This window comes from Reichenbachiella agariperforans, assembly GCF_900142205.1.
In the GTDB taxonomy this organism is placed as follows: domain Bacteria; phylum Bacteroidota; class Bacteroidia; order Cytophagales; family Cyclobacteriaceae; genus Reichenbachiella; species Reichenbachiella agariperforans.
In genome coordinates this window covers 103,524-125,927 of record NZ_FRAA01000007.1, presented here as the reverse complement: position 1 = coordinate 125,927, position 22,404 = coordinate 103,524, and the positions used below count along the sequence as shown (strand labels likewise).

Genomic DNA, 22,404 nt, shown 5'->3' with positions numbered 1-22,404 from the left:
ATTATTTTAATTCAATTTTGAATACAGTAGCCAAGCTATCCATGCCCGAATCAGGCATGGTCAGTGTTAAATAATCGTCATCGTGAACAAAATCCACGGGTGTACCAGAGCCCAAAACTGATATTTGATCAATCTCACCTTTCGGGCTGTAGCGGTGTTTGGCCAGAATACCATAGTTGATCGTTTGACCCGTCTTTGGCTCTCCGAGCAAAATCATGTACAGCGTCTTGCCATCCTTAGACTGTGTAAAACGGACATCGGATGCAGTGTACGCTACAGTAGCGGACTGACCACCAAACTCTCCCTGATCCGCTTTCGCATCTCCAAACCCATACATGACCCAAGGTCTTGTCTCAAAAATGGCTTCACCATTGGCCTCAAACCAATTCCCCATCTCTGTGAGTACTTGGCGTTGCGCCTCTGGGATACTACCATCTGCTTTGGGTGAGAGGTTGAGTAGCACAACACCATTTTTGCTGACCACATCGATCAGATTGCGTAGCACGATGGCCGTCGACTTGTACTGTTGCCCTTCGACATAGCTCCATGAGCGATCGCTGATCGTGATATCGGTCATCCAAGGTAGCTCCGACACGTCACGGCGCCCCCCCTGCTCGATATCGTGTACGCCTACCGTCGTAGGTAGATCGTTCTGCTTGTAGGCAATCACGACTTCCTGATTGTTCTTTTTTTCCTGATTGAAATAGTAGGCTACCATTTCTTTCACCTTGTCCTCTGGCATGTAGTTGAACCACGAATCAAACCAGATAATATCAGGGTGGTAAAGATCGAGCACCTCTACAATCTGGTCGTACCAATACTGGCTGAACTGCTCTTCTTCGATATTGCCATAGAGCAAACGTAACTCTGGGTCGTCCGATGAGGTGTGATAGGCTGTATCGTAGGTAAAGTGACTGCCAAAGCCCTTTTCTTCTCCTTTGTATCGCTGTAAGTTTCTGGCATGGTGAAAGGTCGTGATCAGTTTCATGTCACGCTGCCTGAGCGCCTTGGCCAGCTCCCCGGTGATGTCTTTCTTAGGTCCTTTGTCTGCGGCATTCCAGGGATTGATCTCGCTGTCCCACATCGCAAAACCATCATGATGCTGCGCTACTGGCCCAGCAAAACGGGCACCTGCCTGTTGAAACAAATCAGCCCATTCGTTTGCATCGAAATACTCGCCAGTAAACGCTGGCACGAAATGGTGATAGCCGAATTCAGAAAGTGATCCGTAGTTTTCTAAATGGTACTTGTACTCCCTTCGTCCTTCGATGTACATATTACTAGGATACCACTCGCTCCCGAAGGCAGGCACAGTATAAACGCCCCAGTGAAAATAGATACCTAGTTTAGCATCCTGAAACCACTCTGGTGCCGCGCTATGCTTAGCCAGTGATTCCCAAGACTGCTCATAGGTCGAATTATTTTTTTCATAAGAAATACTATCGCCTGACTCGCTGCTAGAGCTACAGGATAATTGTGCCCCAATCAAGACGAGACAGCAAAATGCAAATGTGATTTTCATAGGATAAGTTGATTTGGTCATAGATTAGTCATTTCAGCTGGACAATCATTAGAAATCGTATAACACTGAATCTGATCCCAAAATGACATCAGGTTCAGCGTTTAGACTTACTTTTTCCATTCGCTCAGTTCGAGGGCATTGAGCCATACGCCTTTGTTTCCTTTACCATTGTAATTGATCGTGATCTTCGACGCTCCATCCGACTCGAACACAACTACTGCTGTACCAGGCTCATCGAACTGCATCGACTTGCCTTCGGTCACGGTGGCCTTTAACTCTGACCCGATCAATGCATCTGAGTCCACTACGATCTCTTTCTCATAAGGCAACTTGTGGATCGTCAGCGATTTCAATTTCTCCTTGTTCGGGTCCATCGAATCACTATTGCTACGTGGGGCATGATGCCAAGTTTTGAGGCGATAGACACCTGCTGGCAATCCGTCAAAGGTTAGATTAATACCCTGATCGTCGATACCCATCACACCATCTCCGTACGCATACCCATACTTACCTACCACATTCATCTCTCCAAGCCATCGGATCACGCCATCGTTAGAAGCAGTAGCCACTTCGACTGTCGCTTCACCAAAAGTCTTGAAAGCATACGTCGAAGATGTATTGTCCTCGCCATACCAATAGTTCCAACCAAACTGTACCAACTGATCAGGCGCTCCCATATCGACCCGCTCACTGTCATAGTCATAAATCGCCTCCGCATTTTTGGCTATTTCATCTGTCTGGTTGGGCACCAGTATGACTGTAGCCTTGGCAGATTTGAGTCCTTTCGCTTTCGCGTAAATGGTGATCTTGCCAGTGGTCGTGCCCGCTTTAATCAGCCCAGGCGCCACACCGTATTCGGTAAACATCGGGTTGGCATTGATCCCGGCATCATCGCCGATCACTGTCGCGTCTCCTTTGACCGAGAATGTGATCAAATCATCTGTACCCTCGACTACAGTGCCATTTTTGTCCACCACAGCAGCATACACCATCAAGATATCCGATCCATCTGCAGTAAACTCACGTCCCACCGTATCCACTCGCAAACGAATGGCCTTTGGGGATTCTGGTGTTTTTTTGACTGTTTTCATTTCCGATCCATCAGCAAAATACGCTTTGGCTGTCAGTTCGCCTGACTGATAGTCAATCTCACGAAAGTGAAACGGTGCATCATCTAAGCCATCATAGATTGTATCGGTACTGGCTTGGCTCCTGCCTATACTTTGGCCATTGAGTAGTAGCTCTACCTCATCGGCATTGCTATACACTGTCACCTCATCGGTGCCTTCTACCCAGTCTTCATGGATATAAAGAAAAGGCTCGTCCTTCAACTCCGCTTTGTACCACTCCGTCTCAGGGCGCGCATAGCGAAAAATCGTCATGGCACCACTGCGGGTACGGTCTTTAGGATCATCGGCCTTATCATGCGCCGGATGAAAAGTATAGTAGGCGTGAGCAGTCCAGGCAATCAATCCAGTCATACCCAGATCCTTTTTGTAAGGAGCTACAGCCGCAGGCCCTCGTCGACCCTCCATGGCAAAAATCGGCTCAGAGCGATCCCAGATGAATGGTCCGTAAAGCATATTGGCATTGATGTCGGTCAGACCAGAGGCCTGCCAACCTGTCCAACGTGCGCCTTGCGAAGCGGTAAGCCTCTCTGGATCTTCCTGCTTGATCGTGTTGTGCACGCGAGGCACATAGCCACGGTGGTTGATGCCACCACCCCACATCACGACCGATGGGTGGTTTCGGTGATTGCGTACCATATCTCTGGCCGCCTGATCAAAATTTTGCCACCAGCCTTCTTCGGTACTAATCGATATCCATGATGGTGCTTCCTCATATACCAATATTCCCAGCTCATCACAGGCTTTCAATATTTCATCGTCCTGCGGATAATGCGCCGTACGCATGATATTAAATCCATATTCTTTGAACTGGAGCATATCCTTGTAATGCAGTGCATTGGGCACAGCATCTCCGATGTAAGGGTACTGTTGGTGGCGATTGAACCCTAGCAGTTCGATAGGCTCACCGTTGAGCACAAAGCCCCTGACTGGATCCAGTTCGAATTTGCGCAAGCCGATTTTATTCTCCACATAATCCACCGTTTTACCATCAACTAAAATCACGCTATTGACACGATAGAGATAAGGATTGTCGATATCCCATAGCGTTACATTGTCCTCTAGGCTTCCGATCTGATCAAATTGATATTCGACACCTGACGCGAGTTCCTTGGTTTCTTGGAGTTTCATGACAACTAGTCCCTCTTCGTCGATCACCCGCGTGATGAGTTGGACACTTTGTGCATCGGACGACTCATTACGCACAGCCGTTTTTATATCTATAGTTGCATTCTTGTTGACTGGGTCGATAGTTGGCGTAGTGATATAGACACCTGACCTGAGCGACTCCCAATTAAAAGTGACATGCACTGGGTCTGTTTGCACCAAATATACATCACGATACAGACCGCTAAACTTCACGTAATCAAACGGACCAGGGTCTGGGGGCACCAGCTCGTTGCGACGATTGTCAGCCAACACGGTGACTTGGTTGACTTGGCCTTTGTCTACATAATCTGTAATATCAAAGTGAAAAGGCGTATAGCCTCCCACGGCATGCTCACCGACATGCTGCCCGTTAACCCACAAATCGGCCACTTGATGCACGCCTTCAAATTCCAAGAACACTTTTTGATCTCCAACAGGCACCTCAATCTCGCGACGATACCAACCGACCTCTCGATGAAAAACCAGCTGTGTCTTTTCGTCCTTCAAACCATCCAGGGTCAAAGAAGTCAATTTGAGCGTATGGGGCACGTTGACAGACTCCCAATCACTATCATCGAGATCCTTGGCGTAAAAATCGGCATCAGGATCGCCGAGATGAAACTTCCAGTCTTGGTTGATATTAACTTTTGTTCTTTCTGTCTCGGGAAAGCCAAAAGGCAAATCCTGAGCACTCACTCCAAAAGTCATGGTTAATACCATGAGCCATAAAAAGTAGTTCTTGCTGCTGTGTATCATGCTTTTCTTCATTCTATTATCTTTTCCAGAAGGACTTCTTAATCGAAGTAGTCCCAATAATCATATTTGATATTCACGCTCTCTTTGTTGTCTCCGAGTTCGATCGCTTTTTGTTTCAGTTTTTCACGCATCTGGGACACGCGCTCCCTGTGCTCGGGAAAGGGCGATAGATCCTGCGTCTCCCAAGGGTCTGCACTCACGTTGAACAACTGAGTCACCCGGGAGCCCGCTTCGAACTCTCCCTCTTTTTTCGTCCAGTCTGGTGCACGCACATATTCGATCAGTTTGTAGTCCCCTTCTCTATAGGCACGCTGATGCTGCCGATAGGCGTGATAGGTATAGTCTCTGATTTGCTTCTTTGCTCCTGCAATCACAGCCGCCATACTTTGTCCATTGGCAGATTCTGGTGGAGCGACTCCTGCCAACTCACAGATCGTCGGAAAAATATCATGCGTATAGCACAGTGCATCGCTGCGTTGCGCTTTTTGCTGCAAAGCTCCTCCCGAGAATATCAAAGGGATATGTACCCCATCTTCGTCGTAGATATTTTGCTTGCCCAGCAGGCCATGGTTTCCCACACCTAGCCCACTATCCCCTGCCAATACAATCAGCGTATTTTCATACTGCCCGCTCTCCTTGAGTGCTTGGATCACTTTACCAATCTGCGTATCGAGATGACTGATGATGGCATAATAGTCAGCCAACTGCTGACGGGCGATCTGCTCCGTCCTCGGCCAGGATGCCAGCGCCTCATCTCTCAAAAAAATATGCCCATTGTCGAATGGATGCTGCGGCATGTACGAAGGTGTCAGAGCGACCGTCTCTGGCGGATACATGTCGCGGTACTCTTGTGTCGCTTGGCGTGGATCGTGCGGCGCATGAAAGGCCAAGTACATCATCCATGGCTTGCGTGACTGGTAGTCTTCTATGTACTGGACTGCTTCACGAGCAAATATCTCCGAAGTATGTGGGCCGTCGATTTCCGTGCCTGTTGGACCTTTTTTATCGTCCTTATTGAGGGGTCGGCGGATTTCATTGTCATCCTCGTCATAGGTCAATAGGTAGGCATTGTCCCGAGTGTAGTCACCATCAGCCTGCCAATCCCAAAGCGGCATACGAAAGTGATCGGTCAGATAGACGCCACGTCCCATCACAGTGGCTCCACCATCGAAGGAGCGCGCCAGCGAAGCATTGTCCTGATGCCACTTACCTACCATATAAGTTTCGTATCCAGCCGCTCCAAATGTCTGCCCCATGGTGGTATGCGACTCAGGTATTTGGTGTCCCTGCCCTTGGAGGGTGAATAATTGTCGTCCCGTCAAAAGCATCGCTCTACTCGGTATGCAAGTCGCTCCGCTAAATGCGCCCATCAGGTAGGCTTTGTCGAAAATCACCCCCTCATGCGCCAACTGATCCATGTGTGGTGTCTGTACAGCCATACCACCCAGCGCATGTACACCAGAGTAGCGGTGGTCGTCGGTATAGATCACCAATACGTTGGGCTTTTTGCCCTTCATATGATTTTTCATCCCCTTTGCCATCACCAAATGGCTCACCGCCCATAATACTGCGATAGATAAAAACGTCGTTCTTCTCCTCATCTATTTCTTTGTTTTGGGTTGAAACTGCCGCTGCTCTACATCTTGGACTCTAATGGCTGAGCGTTGGTCATCTGCCTTTAGTTTGAAATCATAATCGATCAATTTCAAATCCGTAACATTGCGCGCATACATCCCATAAGCAGGCAGTACACCAAAAAAACTAAACTCTGGATAACGCGCGGGCATCTCCTCTGGTATCAACTGTGTATGCTCATCCATACCACCTCCTGACACTAGTATCTCAATATTGTCCAGTTGTACTGAGCCGATCTTATAATCTGGCGTACCGGTGATCAAAATGCCACTCGGTGGATTAACACGTGACGAATCCAAGCTACGAGTACTGGCCTTCAGATTGCTGATCGTGACTGAATCTATACTTCCTACAGGCTGCTGTGGTGCATCCCGATAGGTTCGTCTTCTTTCGCCCAAACGGACAAAAATGGGCATCTCCGTATCTGTCATCTCTATGCTATCGATTCGAATGTGGTGAATATTAGCACCATCAACACTCAGTATCTTGATGCCCCCACCTTTCGTATCGTGGATTTGACATAGGCTAATGTCAATGTGGTGCATATCTCCCATCGATTCAGTTCCAAACTTGATCGCCCCCCAGTCACTTTTCAGTCGACAGTTGCGTACAGTGACGCTGTGCGTCGGCTCAGGGCTAGTCGTCTTGAAGCAGATCGCATCGTCACCTGTATCAATATTGCAGTTACGAATGATAGCGTCGTGGCTAGAGTCCAAATCTATACCGTCATTGTTGCGATGGGCATGACTATAGATGTCAATACCATCGACCAGAATGTCGGTCGATTGGAAAAAGTGGCAAGTCCATGCGGCAGGTTGTCTAAGGTGAATATCTCGTAGCTCTATACCACTGGAACGAACAAATCGTAAGAGGAAAGGACGATTGCCCATCAACTCATTGATTTCCTCTTTGGTTAATCCCTGGTCTGCTAGTACTTTCTTCAGTGGTCCCTGATGAAAGGCAGCTCCCTGACCATCTATCGTTCCCTTTCCTGAAATTTTAACGTTCTTCACATCAAGGGCACCTATCAGGCATTTGCCCCTCACCTGGCCTGTAGCATCGGTAAATGCATCAATGCTCTGATAGTCTCTAGGATCGGTACTCCCCAGCAAGGTAGCGCCTTCTTGTATATGAAGTTCCACATTGCTCTGGAGCAGAACCGTGCCCGTCACAAAAGTGCCCTCTGCTATCAAAACCTGTCCTCCTCCTGCTTGGTGACAAGCATCGATGGCCGACTGAATAGCCGTTGTATTGATACTCTTGCCATCACCCACCGCTCCAAAATCCGTAACACGAAAGCTACTCGGTGCAGCACAGCCCCACATCGAAAGGAATACAATACAGTAGGTCAGTAATCTAAATCTGTGTCTCATCGTTTAACGATTTTCTTTGGTTTGATCAGTGAATAATTGGCTAAAACAGTACCCAAGAAGGCATTCTCTACATCTTCGAGTACTACCGGTGGACGCTGGTCCGTGTCCTCCGTGATCACTTCGAAGTTGTCAATCTTCACCCCATCGACATGACGCAGGTACAAACCATAGGCAGGTAGCGTACCTACCAAACGAAACTCCGGCCACCAGCCATCGAGCACATCGAGCGTGTACTCAGGTAGACCTTGTTGGTCGGCTTCCTCCTTCGTCCCTCCTCCAGAGACAGTAAACAACACATTGCTGATCGAAATATTTTCAATAGGGTGCTCTGGCATACCAGTAATAAAAAAGGCGGAATTTTTGTCTAGCTCACGATTATCAGCGATGATCTTATCGAAGATAAAACTATGCATGGCCTTCATCGGATACATCTCCTTTGGGGCATCTACACAGGCACGCTGCTGAGCAAAGGTCATAAAGACAGGTCTTGGTACATTTTTCATCACGAGATTAGAAAAGACCATATTTTTCATCTCGCCGCCTTCGTTCATTTGGATTTTCAATCCCGAATCCTGAATATCTCGGAAGGTGCAATTGCTGACTGTGACTGACTCAAAATTGCCCCGTGACAGCAAACCAATGCGCAGACCTGCCCACTTGGAGGTGAAAGTACAATTGGTTACTACTACATTTTTGCAAGGCTTGTCGGTGCGAGAAGCCTGTAGACAAATCGAATCATCGCTCGTATCAAAACTACTATTGGACACCCGCACGTCCGTGCAGCCATCAAAGTCCAAGCCATCACCATTGTGATTGGAACGGCTATAAATGCGAATACCCTCGACTACTATATCGTCGCAATACAACCATGCAGAAGTCCAGGCCGCTGGATTAATCAAATTGACATCCTTCAAATGAATGTTGCGGCAGTTGATAAAACGCATCATCATTGGTCTTCCTGTTTTTCCATTGAAAAACCGGGTGTGCCCATTGCCATCGATCGTACCGTGTCCTTCTATCGCAAACGAATACGCATTCTTAGCAAAAATCAAGCAACGATCCATATGCGGCTCGTTCTTGTACATATTCTTATGTGTATCAGTCGCATAATCGGCTATATCAGGACTGCCTTTCAGTATCGACCCATTTTCCAGATAGAGCGTCACATGATCTTTGAGATAGATGGTGCCGATTACTACGGTTTTGCCTCCTGGAATCACCACTCGTCCACCTCCCGCTGCTGTGCAGGCATCTATGGCAGCCTGTACGGCAGGAGTATCTCTAGTGCTACCATCTGCTAATGCCCCATAGTCTTCCACATGATAATCCTTGGCTTGCAGTGCTATGCCCAAGTGGAGAAAAACAATGAGTATGCTCCATATTTTCATATCGCCTTGTTAATCATGATTCGAGTGGTCATTATGGTCTTGCCCCGATCTTTCACTTCCATCAGGTACAAACCATCGGACAGGAAGGAAACATCGAATCCATTGCTATTGGCAATACTTCCCTTGTACACAGGCTGCCCGGTCAGCGAAAAGAGTCGACAAGTCATCCCCCTGAAATTCTGATTGAAGAAAAATTGGCCTTCGGATGGATTAGGATAAATTATCATTCCCTTGCTCTCATCATTCACCTCCAACACTTCGCCAGGACATAAGCCAGTCTCTGGTTCCACTCCCGTATTTCCTCCTGCACAGGTGCCACATCTGTCGTAGTAAGCCTCACCTCCTGCATCCCCATTACAATCAATCGCCTCCACAGAAGCATCAATCTCCCAATCAGGACCAGGAACCCAATATTCAGCGCCTACTTCGTAAGCTCCGATATCAGGCTTCCCTCCAGTATAACCATCCGTGTACTCGTCCAATACAGTACCTGTATTGATGGCTCCAGAAGCCACGATAGGTGTAAAATTCTGATTCGAAAAATCCTCGAAAGGGTTAGCATTGCGTTGCAAAGTGAGATTAGTGCCTTTGGAAGTATTGTAAAGGGTGTCTTTGGTTAGCTCTGCATCGTTAGCCAAATTATTGAACAGCTGCACATTATCTAGACCATAGCCATTGACCCATCGCGCCATGGCACTACTGTTTTCTCCAGTACCCGCCCAGATAGTATTGTTGTACAACAGCAGATTGGTTCCAGCCCAGTTGATCTGGATATTAGACCATTCGAGATCCCAAAACACATTGTGATCTACGATGACATCTTTGGTCGTGTTATCAAGATATACACCAGTGGCTTTGTAGCTTTCATAATTTTCATTGCGGCTTTCAGAATCATGAATCCAGTTATGATGAATACGTGTATTATTGTATCCATTACAACAGAGATAAATAGCCCCACAGTCGTCGTTGAGTAAGTTGGAATGATGAAAATCATTGTAGGCTACTTCAGCCCCATTACCTCCTCCATTCATTAGGTCACGCCCCGTATTGAAAAATTCGTTGTAAGTGACAGTATTCTTTCCCTCCAGACGAATCGGGGCGTCATAGCTAGCAATGAAATCAAAGTTGCCGACATAACAGTTGGTCACAGTATTGTCTATACCACGAAGCATGATTCCAGAGCACGCCCCCCACTGGATATTCATGTGTTCGATCAGGTTGCCCGTCGATTGATTGCTAAACTCTACTGAGGCTTTATTGACCCGGAAGGAGCGCTGTCCCTCGCTGCCCACGGCACCTGTACTATAGTTGCCCCACAAGATTTCGCCATTTTTCAGGATACAATTTTGGGCACCATTGAACGTCACATTTGCTCCTAATATTTTGATCCCATCGATGGTTATGTTTTGCCTGTTGTCAAGATCAATAGCTGTAACTCTCTGTCTGACATAGACAGTATCATCTACTAGACTGGCTTTGTCTGGCGCCATGAAGTAGGCCTTCTTGCTGTCATTGTCTACGTACCACTCACCAGGAGCATCCAGAGCGGCTAGGGTATTCATCAGTATGAACTCACCTCCTTGCGCTGGACTGTGACTACCTCCAAAACTCCATGAGGTCGGTAAAGTCTCGTAAGCCACGAAAGAGGAGGAATAATCAGTAATATCCCTTCTCCAAGAAGTCCATCGGTTTTTGCCCAAAAACCAGATATGTCCACCCTGATCCCAGTTTTGATCTGGGATATTATCGAAGGACACACTCGTGCTATTACCTGTAGTCCATGGAGCTTCCAGGTTGAAATGATCAAAATCTGTCTTATTGGGCCAGCGGGCTAGGATCATACCTTGACCATCGTAGTAGATCAGGTTTTGATCTTCGAGGGTGGTTGGCAAGTCAGCCACATAAATATCTCCCTGATACAGCTCCCAGCTATCTACTGCATCGAATCCAGATATAATCACCTCCTCGTCCGCAGCGGCAGTGAAACTCAAGTTGTCTTTAGTAGGCTCGATCGTCTCAGTATAAATTCCGGCATGAATGATACATTGATCACCGGCACCCATCACCTGAATCGCTTTCCCTATGGTAAGAAAGGGTTCTGCTTCGGTTCCAGCCTGACTGTCATCTCCTGATTTGGAGACATGAAAATCCCTAGCCTGCAACACAAAACCTGCTACAAGCAAACCTATCGCTAATAAATATTTCATAGTTGTTTTATCTTTTTTCTCCGGCACTCGCCCGATCTAAAATTCTCTGGCGTTGCGCCTCTTCTTTGCTCACATTCGCTGCATGGGGGTCGTCCCATTTGGGTGCTACATTTTGTTGATCCCAAGTCTCATACAGCGCCATAAGTTCTTTCACTTTGTCAGGTTGCCTTGTAGAGAGATCCTTTTGTTCATAGGGATCCGTCGACAGATCAAACAACAAGGTCTCATTTTTATAAGCAGACATGACCAACTTATAATCTCCCTGACGCAGGGCATAGCCAGCCCCACCCGAATAGCGCCAGAATAGTGCATCGTGAGGTGCTTCTTTTTCTTGTCCACCGAGGTATGGCAGCAAGTCCACTCCATCTAGTGATTTGGATTTTGGTGTTCGAATATCTGCAGCAGCCAATACGGTAGGAAAAACATCTAAAGCAGAAATAGGCTGAGCAAAACGCTTTCCTCCTTGTAGCCCTTTGGGCCATGAAATCAAGAAAGGAACACGAATCCCCCCTTCGAAGAGCATGCCCTTGTGTCCACGAAAAGGAGCACTACTCGCGCCATGTATATGAGCACCATTGTCACTGTAAAAAATAATCAAGGTGTTTTCATATTCTCCTGTGTCTTTGAGTTTTTGAATCACACGCCCAATACCCTGATCCATCCCTACCACCATCGCAGCATAGGCTGCTCGCTCTCCATCCTCGATATGAGCCACCTGATCAATGTACTCTTCAGTAGCCTGAATCGGCGCATGGGGTGCATTGTAGGCTAGATACATAAAAAAGGGATCCTCCGATTGGGCATAGTTGTCGATGTAGCGAACCGCCTCTCTACTAAAATCATCTGTCAGATAAGTGAGTGAATCTTGCCCTACAGGTATCCCATCTCTGAGCACTCCTTGTATTTCTTTCTTGTTGCCCAAATCCCCCCAATAGTTGAAACCTCCGCCATAGAACCCATACCAGTCGTCGAACCCACGGTTAGGTGGCCAAAATTTTTGATCATCTCCCAGGTGCCACTTACCCACTGCACAAGTTTGATAGCCCTTTTTCTGCAACAACTCAGAGAGCAACAGCTCATCAAGGGGCAAACCATCCTCTGAACCAGCCGTTTTGTAGGGGATATTGCACTCATGCCCAAAATGCTGCTGATAGCGACCCGATAGCAATCCCGCTCTACTGGGACTACAGTAAGGATGTGAGGCATAGCCCGCCTCAAAACTCACTCCCTGAGCCGCCAATCCATCGAGATGAGGCGTAGGTATGTCCGTACCACCGTTGAAACCTACATCCCCCCAACCCTGATCGTCGCTCACGATGATCAAGATATTGGGTCTGTCTTTCATTTTCGCTGGTTTTGTAGCAGCTACTACCAAAATGGCATTAAACAAAAAAACCAGTAATATTGACCTTCTAATCATTCCAGTGCTCATCGATTACCTTTTGGATATGCGGGTAATTTTCATCCCCTTCATTTAGCTCTCCTCTTAGTGTTAGCAATTGTGATTTCAAGTCTGCAATCTCCTCTGCATATGCAGGATCGCTGTAGCGATTATTCATCTCTTTAGGATCATCCTTCAGATCATAAAACTCCCAAGCGACAGGTGTATGTCTAGTAAAGTCATTGCCCCAGCTGGCTTTGTTCCACTCGGCATTGGGATCATCTGTATCTACCCAATAGCGACCGTAGTAGAATATGAGCTTCTGTGTTTTGGTACGAATCCCAAAGTGAGCTGGATTTTGATGACGATGTGCCAAATGCATCCAATATCGGTAGTAAGTAGACTGTGGCCAGTCAGCAGGTTCATCACCCGTCTCTAGGATTGTTTTGAAACTACGTCCCTGCATGTAATCAGGAGTTTTACCTCCAGCCATTTCAATGAGCGTAGGTGCAAAATCCGTATTGTTGATCATGGCATCAGAACGCGTACCTGCCTCGATGGACTTAGGGTATTTAACAATGAAAGGCATGCGCATAGACTCATCATACATCCATCGCTTGTCGATATAATCGTGCTCTCCGAGCATAAAACCCTGATCACCTGTATATACAATGATGGTGTTCTCCATCAAGCCTTCCTCTTCCAAATAGGCAAAAAGTCTGGCCAGGTTATCGTCCACTCCCTTCACACACCGAAGATATTTCTTGAGATAATCCTGATAGACCTTGCTGGCATTGGCCTTAGATTCGGCATCATACTGCCATGCTTCTAGGTCTTCTGCAACAATATCCTCTGCATTGCCATAGGCACGGCTAATCGATGAATCTGGATAAATATTGTTCGCCTGAGTTCGGATTAGGTTGCGTTCCGAGACCGACGAACCTATGATTCGCGTCAGAGAATCATTCTTGCCTCTTACTGCTTCTGAGCCATGATTACCCATCTCATAAAGGCTCTCTGGCTCTGGGATGAAAGTGTCCGCTAGGTACTCCTCATATCTTGGTGCATTTTCGAAATCATCGTGTGGTGCTTTATAATGATGCATCAAGAAGAAAGGCTTGTCCTTGTCTCTTTTGGACTTAAGCCAATCCAAAGTAGCGTCTGTGATCACGTCCGACGAGTGTCCTGTGGTTTGGATGGTATTGTTAGGCCAAGGCTTATCACCCTGTACTCTAAACAGTGGATCGAAGTATGTGCCTTGTGATTTGAGCACCTGATAGAAATCAAATGAAGCAGGTTCATTTTTAAGGTGCCATTTGCCCACAATCGCTGTTTGGTAGCCCAAATTTTTCATCTCCTGTGGCAGGTATTGCTCTGCAATTTCCAAATCTCCTTCCAAATCTAATACACCATTGGCCTGACTGTGTTGCCCCGTTAGGATTGCGGCTCGACTGGGCGTACAGATAGAATTGGTCACGTAGCAATTGTCAAACACGACTCCTTCACTTGCCAATTTGTCGATAGTCGGTGTGGGGTTGAGCTCTGCGAGTCGACTACCATACACCCCTATACTCTGTGTGGTATGGTCATCAGACATGATAAAAATGATATTGGGCTTTGTCGTCTCCTTATGTTCCTGACCACAGGCAGACAATATCAAGAAAGACAAAAACCAAAAACAATAGTAACCTCCTAAATTATATCTCATCATAATCCTATAAAACCAACCGGACAAGCTTAATCACCTGTCCGGTATTAAATCAAAACATATTCAAATTCTCGTTTTAGATTGAAATCGCCAGTGTGTGTGCAAAATCACCTACTTTTTCCTTTGGCAACATTACGATCAGTCCTTCTTCTGTTTGCTCCCAGACCAAATCCTCTTCACTTCCTAACAACTGAACATCTCCAATTTTTTCAGGAGCGTACTCTGCGCCTTTTGCTAAAGTTTTAATCCTGATCTCTCCGCTTTCTGGCCAATCCATGGCTATGGCATACAGTTTTCCTTCCTTAGTCGTAAACCGAATATCCTCTGCTGACATGCCCTTGTTGTTGCCTTCTGAGTGATGGCCTTTGGCAACCTCCGTAGGCCCTTCACCGAAGGTTTTCCAATATTCGGTCGCATAGATCGCTTCACCATTGGTGCTAAGCCACTCTCCTATTTCGAGCAAAATTGCCTTTTGATCTTCAGGTATCGTACCATCTGATTTAGGCCCTACATTGAGCAGTAGATTTCCATTTTTGCTCACGATATCAACCAGATCGTCTACCAGCTCGTTGGTCGTCTTAGACTTCCAGTTGGTCACATAACTCCAAGAGTTTTTGCCAATCGAAGTATCCGTCTGCCACGGCAGCTTACGGATACCTGGCAGTTTGCCACGCTCCAAATCATAAATCACCGTTCCTTCGGGAAATGCCTCATGGCTAAAATTTTTGTCCTGCAGCACTACTTCTTTGCCCCACTCTAATCCTTTGTTATAATAGTAAGCTGCTAGCTTTGGACGCATCTCTTCAAAATCAGGAATGTCTACATAAAAGTCAAGCCAAAAGATATCTGGTTGATAGTTGTCCAGAACATCTTTGGTACGTTCCCACCATCTCTGTTTGAATTTATCAGAAACAGGCTCTGTTAGGTCTTTACCTTTAGAGCTATACAAATCTGCATATTCAGGATCTACCGTATCAAAACGATCCTTTTTATTGTAAAAAGACCAGTTGAAGGCAAAATGCGAAGAAGTTCCCATGATCATCCCTTTGGCACGTCCCGCTTTAAACAACTCCCCTAGCACATCTCTCTTAGGCCCCATATCATAGGCATTCCATCGGGTGGTATTGGATTTATACATAGCGAACCCATCATGATGATCTGCAACCGGGATGACATAGCGTGCTCCCGCCGCTTTAAAAACATCTATCCACTCGTTGGCATCAAAATTTTCGCCCTTGAACATAGGGATAAAGTCTTTGTACCCGAATTCCTTTTGATCCCCCCATTGCTTTTTATGATGCAAAAAGACTTTATTTGGCCCAGTTTCTCCAGGGTTCAACTGAGCACTAAAAGTAGCCGTGTCCATATACATCTGACGTGGATACCACTCTGACCCGAATGCTGGCACGCTATAAGCCCCCCAGTGAATGAATATTCCAAATTTCTGATCGTTAAACCATTCAGGATCTGAATAATTCGATTTGATTGACTCCCAATTCGGCTCGAACACTTTCGAAGAGGAATCCTTCTCTGCCAACTCTTTGCTCTGAGTTGTACAAGCTACTATTCCCAAAGCCACGAAACATACTTTCAACCTGGTCAATAACCCTAATTTCTTTTTCATTGATTTTATTTTATGCATTTATGTATTGTCTTTTAAGAGGTATCGGCTCATCCCTATAACCTGTACCTAAGGTTCTTACTATCGAGGTATTCATGCTTTTCAGGTATTCACTAGGTAGATACCCATACTGCTTCTTAAAGCAACGGGTGAAATAAGAAGCAGAATTAAAGCCTGATTTATATCGAACCTCCTTTATCGAACATGCACCCGACCTGAGTAATGCCACCGCATGTTTTAGCCGAATAGTTCTAATGAATTCGCTTGTCGAAAACCCCGTCAATTCCTTGAGTTTGCAATAGAGTACGCTTCTACTCATTCCACTGGTTTGGACTAGGCACTGGACATTAAATTCAGTATCTGCAATATTCTCTTCTATGATGGCAGTAACACGTTCCAGCCATGTCGTAACCATGAATACCGATGAGCCTGAGAGTTCTTCCGTCCCCATAAAACTAAGCTGCCTAAGTCTCATTGCTGATTGATGCTTAGTATACAGTAAAATAGGAGCTACATGTGATGATACTATATCTATTACCCCTTGTTGCAATAGTTCCACCTGTATCTCAGTATCCAAATCATCACTCAAAACAAAAACAGATGTTTCTTCTAAAACAAACCACCGAGGATACTCTTTGTTAAATTCATCCCAAAGAAAATATGGAACCAAAACCACATCAATGGCAAATAACGCTTTGCCTGTCCCCACAACTTCAAATTGAGGAGATAACCAATGCTTATCTTTATTTTCCAGCACATTCGATCCATATACTATCACCGTAGTTTGCTTCATATAACCTTCTATTTGGATTCAAAAAACTTCAAACTCACTACTCAAAGATAGAGGCTACAAGACGGCATGTTGTAAAAGAATTGAAAGCTAAAGCAGGGGGATTTAAAGAAAATCAGGGGGCAAATCCATCTCTAAAAGAGGGGGAGAATCACATCAATAGCTCAGTAAACATATAACCAACCGAAACCAGTTCATATGATGCCATGCCTATAAACAAAGAAGGCAGCCAATGGCTGCCTTCTTTAAAATAAAACTAGATCATTATTCCCATTTTTCGAACCGTATACCATTGTCTCTGAATACCAAAGAATCAGATACGTAATGTACATCACTCGCTGTACTAGGGTCGCTATCCTCATCAAACTCATAGGTATAACTGTAAGAGATCGTATTGTCCTTAACCACTCCTGAAAAATCATTGATGGCTAGTTGAGCATTAGGTTTTGACAGATCACCACTTACTTCCATTGTTTCCATATCTATCGTCAATTCTAATACGTCTACAAAGTCGGTTGCTTTTCCAATAGCTGGCAACAACAGTTTGTTTTGTCCCAGCGTACTCAGATCTACCGTCTCATTGTATACCAAAGTATCCGTACTGTATCTAATAACATTATCCACATCTACAGAGTCAGCGCCCATACGGTAGTAAGTACCGTGGTAATCATTGATATACTTGACCATTAGCAAAGTATAGTGCTTGCCATACAAAACAGAATCAGTCGTAAACTGAACCAGTTTAAGTGGAAGAATATAGTGATCCTGATAAGACAATGCATCATTATAAAACTCATCTGTCATCACCAATTCAAACTCTCCTTGAAACGAACCTGACGGAATTTTTATCAAGGAATCCTCATCTACTCTCAACTTATAGTGAGTACTAGGCAACACTGCAAATCTACTATCTGTCAACAAAGCGTCATCTTTACTAAAATAAGCGTACTCATTCACTGTATTGTCACGCTTTCCGCCCAATACGATACCTACCTCTATCACCGAATCCTCCAGCGTAACCGTACGCATAGGCTGCTGATGAGGAAAGTATACCGCCGTGTAATCAAAAGGTTTTTCGTAATCTTCGTAGCAAGCAGTGGCTAAAACCACCACTGCTATCAACATCATATATATTGCTTTTTTCATCTTCTCCAATTTTTAATTACCAACCAGTGTTTTGCGTAATACTAGGGGTCTTAATCGCCTCAAAATAAGGCATTGGCCCAAAGTACATGTAATCCTTATAGGTCGGCGTGAATAGTGATTCAATTGAATAGGTAGCGACCCCAAATTGGTTTTTCTCTATCTTAACCGACTTCACTTCATCATTCAAATCCTCATTCCATCGACGCAAGTCATAAAAGTAATGCCCCTCAAAACAAAGCTCGATTCTTCGCTCATTGCGGATCAACTCTCTCAAATCATCCTGATCGGCACTAACCATATCAAGATAGACATCAGGCTGTGCGATCCCTGCTCTTCTGCGTACCTCACGAATCGCATCTACAGCTGTCATACCTACTCCATATGGATCTGCATTTGGACCGAAAGCTTCATTGGCTGCCTCAGAAAAATTAAGAAAAACCTCCCCCTTTCTGAACAATGAAAAGTAGTGATATGCATTGGTATTATTAGCTGGATTTTTATCCACAAAAGTACTCAACCACTTTCTGAGATAGTAACCAGTACGTGTTGAGTTTTCTGTATTAGCCGCTCCACCTACTCCACCTGAATAATCCTTACCACCTACATAAGTCTGTACCGTCTGACCTTTAAAGAAAGCTCCATCATACAGCACAGTCATATAAAAACGTGGATCACGATTAGCATAAGGAAAATCTTGGTCATACGTACTACTCGGGTGATCTATAGGATATCCATCCGCGGTAGGAAAAGCATCTACTAGGTTTTGAGTTGGATTAGTACGCCCATTCCCAAAGTAGCTCGGAGGGAAATTAGCTCCTTCAATCGCGTTTTCGTTATTGCCAAGCCTTCTCATGATGAGTTCATCAGAATCCCCATTGTTAAAATAGTTGTCATAGCCAGTGCTACCACCTGCATCGAGATAAACATCCGGTAGTGTGGTACCGATCAAACCAAAAGCTTCTCCTGCTGCTCTAGCTGACTCGACATTCATATCCTGAGCATCACTGAGGCCATAGAGTTCACTACCAGCATATAGCAGTACTCTAGATTTCAAGGCAAGACAAGCCACTGATGACGCACGCCCTAACTGGTTTTGTCCCGTTATCTCGCTTGAACCACTATAATTCTCTGGAAGAAAATTGACCGCATAGTCCAAATCATCTATGATCTGCTCCAACACCTCTCTAAAGGTCGCTCTAGGTAGCTCTGGAACACTAGCGGCATCCAGCTGCTTGGTGATCAATGGCACACCCATTAATTCCCCAGACCCATCCACACCAGCAAAACGCTTGAGTAGATCGAAATAGAAATAAGCTCTGAGAAAATAAGCTTCTCCCTCCAAACGCTCGGTCAATTCTTTATTCGTTTGCTCATTTCCCTTCCAGAAAGTCACATCACCTCTCAACCCATACTCGATAAAACGATTGATTGACTGGATCGCTGCATAACGACTTGACCAATTGTCAATTGGACTCCCTAATGCCTGCCATTCTTCCGAAATGGTCTTATTTAGCTGATTATTAGGCAGATTAATCACTGCATTCTGTGTCGCACAATCCAGAAAACCTCCATAGTTGTCCTGTCCTTTGGGCAATGCATCATAGGCTTTGAGAAGAAATCCCTGAACGACTTGTGGGTCACTCACTGCCTCCTCTAGGCCTAACTCATTGGCATACTTTGGCTCCATGAAATTCTCATCACAGGCACTTAGGCCTACCAATATGGCCAGTGTATATATTATTTTTTTCATTCTTTTCTTATTTAAATATTAGTAAGAAAGATTAAAACCTAGAGACACTGTCTTCATCAAAAAGCCATTAGACAATCCAGAAGCAGCGTTATCAGAGTTGAAGTCGGAATTGCCTGAAAAACTGAACAAGTCAGTACCTCTAGCAAATACACGTAACTCAGATGCACGAATAGAATTCCTGATTTTCTCAGGAAAGGCATAGCTCAACTCTATATTTCTAATCGTGAAATAGGAAGCGTCTTGCAACCAGAAGGAAGAACCTTGGTAACTGTGCGCTCCTCCCACAGTAGTCAACCGTGGATGGCTAGCATCTAAATTATCCGGTGTCCATCTATTCATGGCGTTAGCGGCATACTTACCCTGAGCCACTCCATTGTATGCAGTGTTCCAACTCATCATTCTATCATGACCTGCAGCTCCTTGCCCTAGTACCGATAAGCCCAATCCTTTGTATCCAATATTGAAATTCAAAGAATACTGATATCTAGGTGTAGTATTAGCAATTACTTTTTGATCTTCCACAGTGATCAGTCCATCTTCAGTGATGTCTGTATATTTCAGATCTCCTGCGATGACATCACCACCCAATGTACTCTGTACATTTACTTCTGATGCATCAGTATAGAACCCTTCTGAGTTATATCCCCACATCGCATCGAGCGGCTGACCGTCTCTGTTCAAATGAGAAAAAGCAGTAAGGTCACCGGTCTTTTCGTAAATCGCTTCAGAGTATGTTACATATCCACCTACACCGTAGCTGATATCCCCTGCTTGACCACTGTAGTTCAAGCCCAACTCTACACCCTGATTGCTAACCTCCCCATAATTGATATATGGAATATAATCGCCAAAATAGTCAGGATATAAACTTGAAACCTGCATAGGAATATCTGATCGATATTCATTGAAATAATTGGCCTCAACAGACAAGTTTTTCATAATCAATGCTTCCAAACCAATGTTGTATTCAGTCGCTATTTCAAAACCAATGGCGGGGTTCCCTGCCCGTATCAAATTGTAAGCGCTCGACCCATTGCTGTTTTGTGAGCCGAATTGCACCCAACCATTAGGGCCGTATGCATCTCTGTACCAAAAATGCTGCAAAGAACGGTCATAGCCCATCTGTCCATAACTCGCCTTTATCTTCAAATAGTCTAGGGCATCTACCGACTGCAAGAATCCCTCTTCACTCAGTACCCAGCCTAGTCCTACAGAAGGAAAAAACTCATAGCGGCTACCTTCTTCCAACTTATTAGATCCCATATAAGTCAGGTCCACTTCTGCGATGTACTTATTGGCAAAAGCATAGTTCAAACGATATCCATAAGTCACATTCTTGTATGGCTGAGCAGTTCCTTGATACTCACGGTTTTGAGCAATCGCATTGAGATGAGAAGTAAAAGCATGGTCGCCAAATGTACGGTCATATGTCATCGTAGAGATCATACCAATATTGCGATACGCAGAATCATCAAACTTGCTGATACCAGAAGCTTGTACATCATCACCGACTTGAGTCCCGTCTGCCTGGTATCTTGCATACTCATCCTTCTTTCTAGTAATTAGAAAGTTGTAAGTATCAAATGAAACGTAGTTTTTCCAGGACAAACCTTCAATCCCCCATTGGGTAAAATCCATATCCAAACCTATGTTGGACTGAGACTGTCTGAGTAGTTCATCTCTATAACCAGCTCGTAGCAATTCTCCTTCTATATTTGTACTCTTAGCAGCTCCCCAACCTAACTCTCCTGGAGATTCGGCCGTCGGTGCGTTGTGATATATCGGGTACTCATTGGGTCTATGAGAACTAAGTGTACTAAAGAAACCTTGAACAGTATTGTTGTCGCCCAAGTTGTTCGGGGTACCGTCATAGTTAGAATATGTCATCTGATTGGTCGAAGTAGTCTCCAACCTAGCTGCTACATCCACTTGTACACTAAAGATATCATTGATCTTATAGTCCAGGTTACCACGAACATTCATGCTGTTGTACTTGGTTTGCTCGCCAATGGCCTCCAAACCTCCCTCACCAGCGTATCCAGCAGTAAAATAGAATGCCGTCTTTTCATCAGCATTGCTATAGGTACCATAGATTCTCTGGTAATTGGTAAACGATTTCAAGTAACGATCATAGTAGTCCACGTTAGGCAACTCGTCGTTGATTCCTGCTGATTCATAAGCTGCGATATCAGCATCGGAATACTGAGGAGTTAAGCCATCATTCTCTTGTGCTTCGTTGTAAAGTCTAGCATAATCTGCCGAATTAAGAAAGTCAGGCAAATGAGTAGGTTTTCTAAAACCGTACTCTGCATTGATACTAGCCTTTTTTACGCCCACTTCACCTCTTTTGGTTGTTACCAAAATCACACCGTTGGCAGCCTGAGGACCATAGAGAGACTTAGCTGTAATATCCTTGAGTACTGTGATTGACTCAATTTCATAGAAATTGAGTGACTCTAGGGAACGATTACTAACTCCATCAACCACCACCAATGGGCCATCGCCACCGATAGTATGTAAGCCTCTGACATTCAACCATGAATTGTCACTACCAGGACCTGCTGAGTTTTTAAACACATTTAGTCCCATAGCTTTGCCTATCATGGCAGACTCTACGTCCAAATCCGCTGTCGTTATCTGATCCTGAGTAATGAGACTCGTGGCTCCCACTACACGATTTTTGTCCATATCTCCAAAGGGCAAATGCACCTTTTGTTTTTTATTAGCTCCCAGAGTGTCCTGTAGCACTACTTCTTCGACTTGCTGAGCCTGCACCTGAGCAAAGCCAAACAAAACAGTCGCAAGAGCTATGATATATTGTATATATTTCATTTCGATTCTTTTTGTGGTT

The 22,404-nt window shown here is 45.1% G+C and carries 13 protein-coding genes; all 13 read right to left on the bottom strand.

Annotated elements, in window-relative coordinates; genetic code table 11:
• Window position 1 precedes the first annotated feature (1 nt).
• The gene (locus tag BUB99_RS16305; RefSeq protein ID WP_073124469.1) at window positions 2-1,522 is read right to left on the bottom strand and encodes an alpha-L-fucosidase; all 1,521 of its coding nucleotides are present in this window, start codon (window positions 1,520-1,522) and stop codon (window positions 2-4) included.
• A 107-nt stretch (window positions 1,523-1,629) separates the two neighbouring features.
• Window positions 1,630-4,566, bottom strand: coding sequence for a glycoside hydrolase family 2 protein (locus tag BUB99_RS16300; protein WP_245816863.1), 2,937 nt, complete (start codon window positions 4,564-4,566; stop codon window positions 1,630-1,632).
• Between the two features lie 26 nt (window positions 4,567-4,592).
• Window positions 4,593-6,155, bottom strand: coding sequence for a sulfatase-like hydrolase/transferase (locus BUB99_RS16295; RefSeq protein WP_073124256.1), 1,563 nt, complete (start codon window positions 6,153-6,155; stop codon window positions 4,593-4,595).
• On the bottom strand, window positions 6,156-7,562 hold the full coding sequence (locus tag BUB99_RS16290; protein ID WP_073124254.1) for a glycoside hydrolase family 28 protein: 1,407 nt from the start codon (window positions 7,560-7,562) through the stop codon (window positions 6,156-6,158).
• Window positions 7,559-8,950: a glycoside hydrolase family 28 protein gene (locus BUB99_RS16285; RefSeq protein WP_073124252.1), complete on the bottom strand. Its 1,392-nt coding sequence runs from the start codon at window positions 8,948-8,950 to the stop codon at window positions 7,559-7,561. Before BUB99_RS16285 ends, BUB99_RS16290 begins: the two co-directional genes overlap by 4 nt.
• Entirely contained in the window at window positions 8,947-11,157 is a 2,211-nt protein-coding gene (locus BUB99_RS16280; protein WP_139281058.1) for a T9SS type A sorting domain-containing protein, read from the bottom strand. The genes BUB99_RS16285 and BUB99_RS16280 overlap by 4 nt, the downstream gene beginning before the upstream one ends.
• A gap of 7 nt (window positions 11,158-11,164) precedes the next feature.
• The gene (locus BUB99_RS16275; RefSeq protein ID WP_245816862.1) at window positions 11,165-12,502 is read right to left on the bottom strand and encodes a sulfatase family protein; all 1,338 of its coding nucleotides are present in this window, start codon (window positions 12,500-12,502) and stop codon (window positions 11,165-11,167) included.
• 67 nt (window positions 12,503-12,569) lie between these two features.
• Window positions 12,570-14,249 (bottom strand): sulfatase family protein, encoded by a 1,680-nt coding sequence (locus BUB99_RS16270; protein WP_221407515.1) that lies wholly within the window; start codon window positions 14,247-14,249, stop codon window positions 12,570-12,572.
• A gap of 73 nt (window positions 14,250-14,322) precedes the next feature.
• Window positions 14,323-15,870: an alpha-L-fucosidase gene (locus BUB99_RS16265; RefSeq protein ID WP_073124246.1), complete on the bottom strand. Its 1,548-nt coding sequence runs from the start codon at window positions 15,868-15,870 to the stop codon at window positions 14,323-14,325.
• A 10-nt stretch (window positions 15,871-15,880) separates the two neighbouring features.
• On the bottom strand, window positions 15,881-16,660 hold the full coding sequence (locus BUB99_RS16260) for a helix-turn-helix domain-containing protein (protein ID WP_073124244.1): 780 nt from the start codon (window positions 16,658-16,660) through the stop codon (window positions 15,881-15,883).
• Window positions 16,661-16,921: 261 nt separating this feature from the next.
• A complete protein-coding gene (locus BUB99_RS16255) occupies window positions 16,922-17,803 on the bottom strand; it encodes a DUF1735 domain-containing protein (protein WP_073124242.1) in 882 nt (293 codons plus the stop codon).
• Between the two features lie 16 nt (window positions 17,804-17,819).
• Window positions 17,820-19,553 (bottom strand): RagB/SusD family nutrient uptake outer membrane protein, encoded by a 1,734-nt coding sequence (locus BUB99_RS16250; protein ID WP_073124240.1) that lies wholly within the window; start codon window positions 19,551-19,553, stop codon window positions 17,820-17,822.
• A gap of 18 nt (window positions 19,554-19,571) precedes the next feature.
• Window positions 19,572-22,385 carry a SusC/RagA family TonB-linked outer membrane protein gene (locus BUB99_RS16245; RefSeq protein WP_073124238.1) on the bottom strand — a complete coding sequence of 938 codons (2,814 nt, stop codon included), beginning with the start codon at window positions 22,383-22,385 and terminating at the stop codon, window positions 19,572-19,574.
• Window positions 22,386-22,404: the final 19 nt, after the last annotated feature.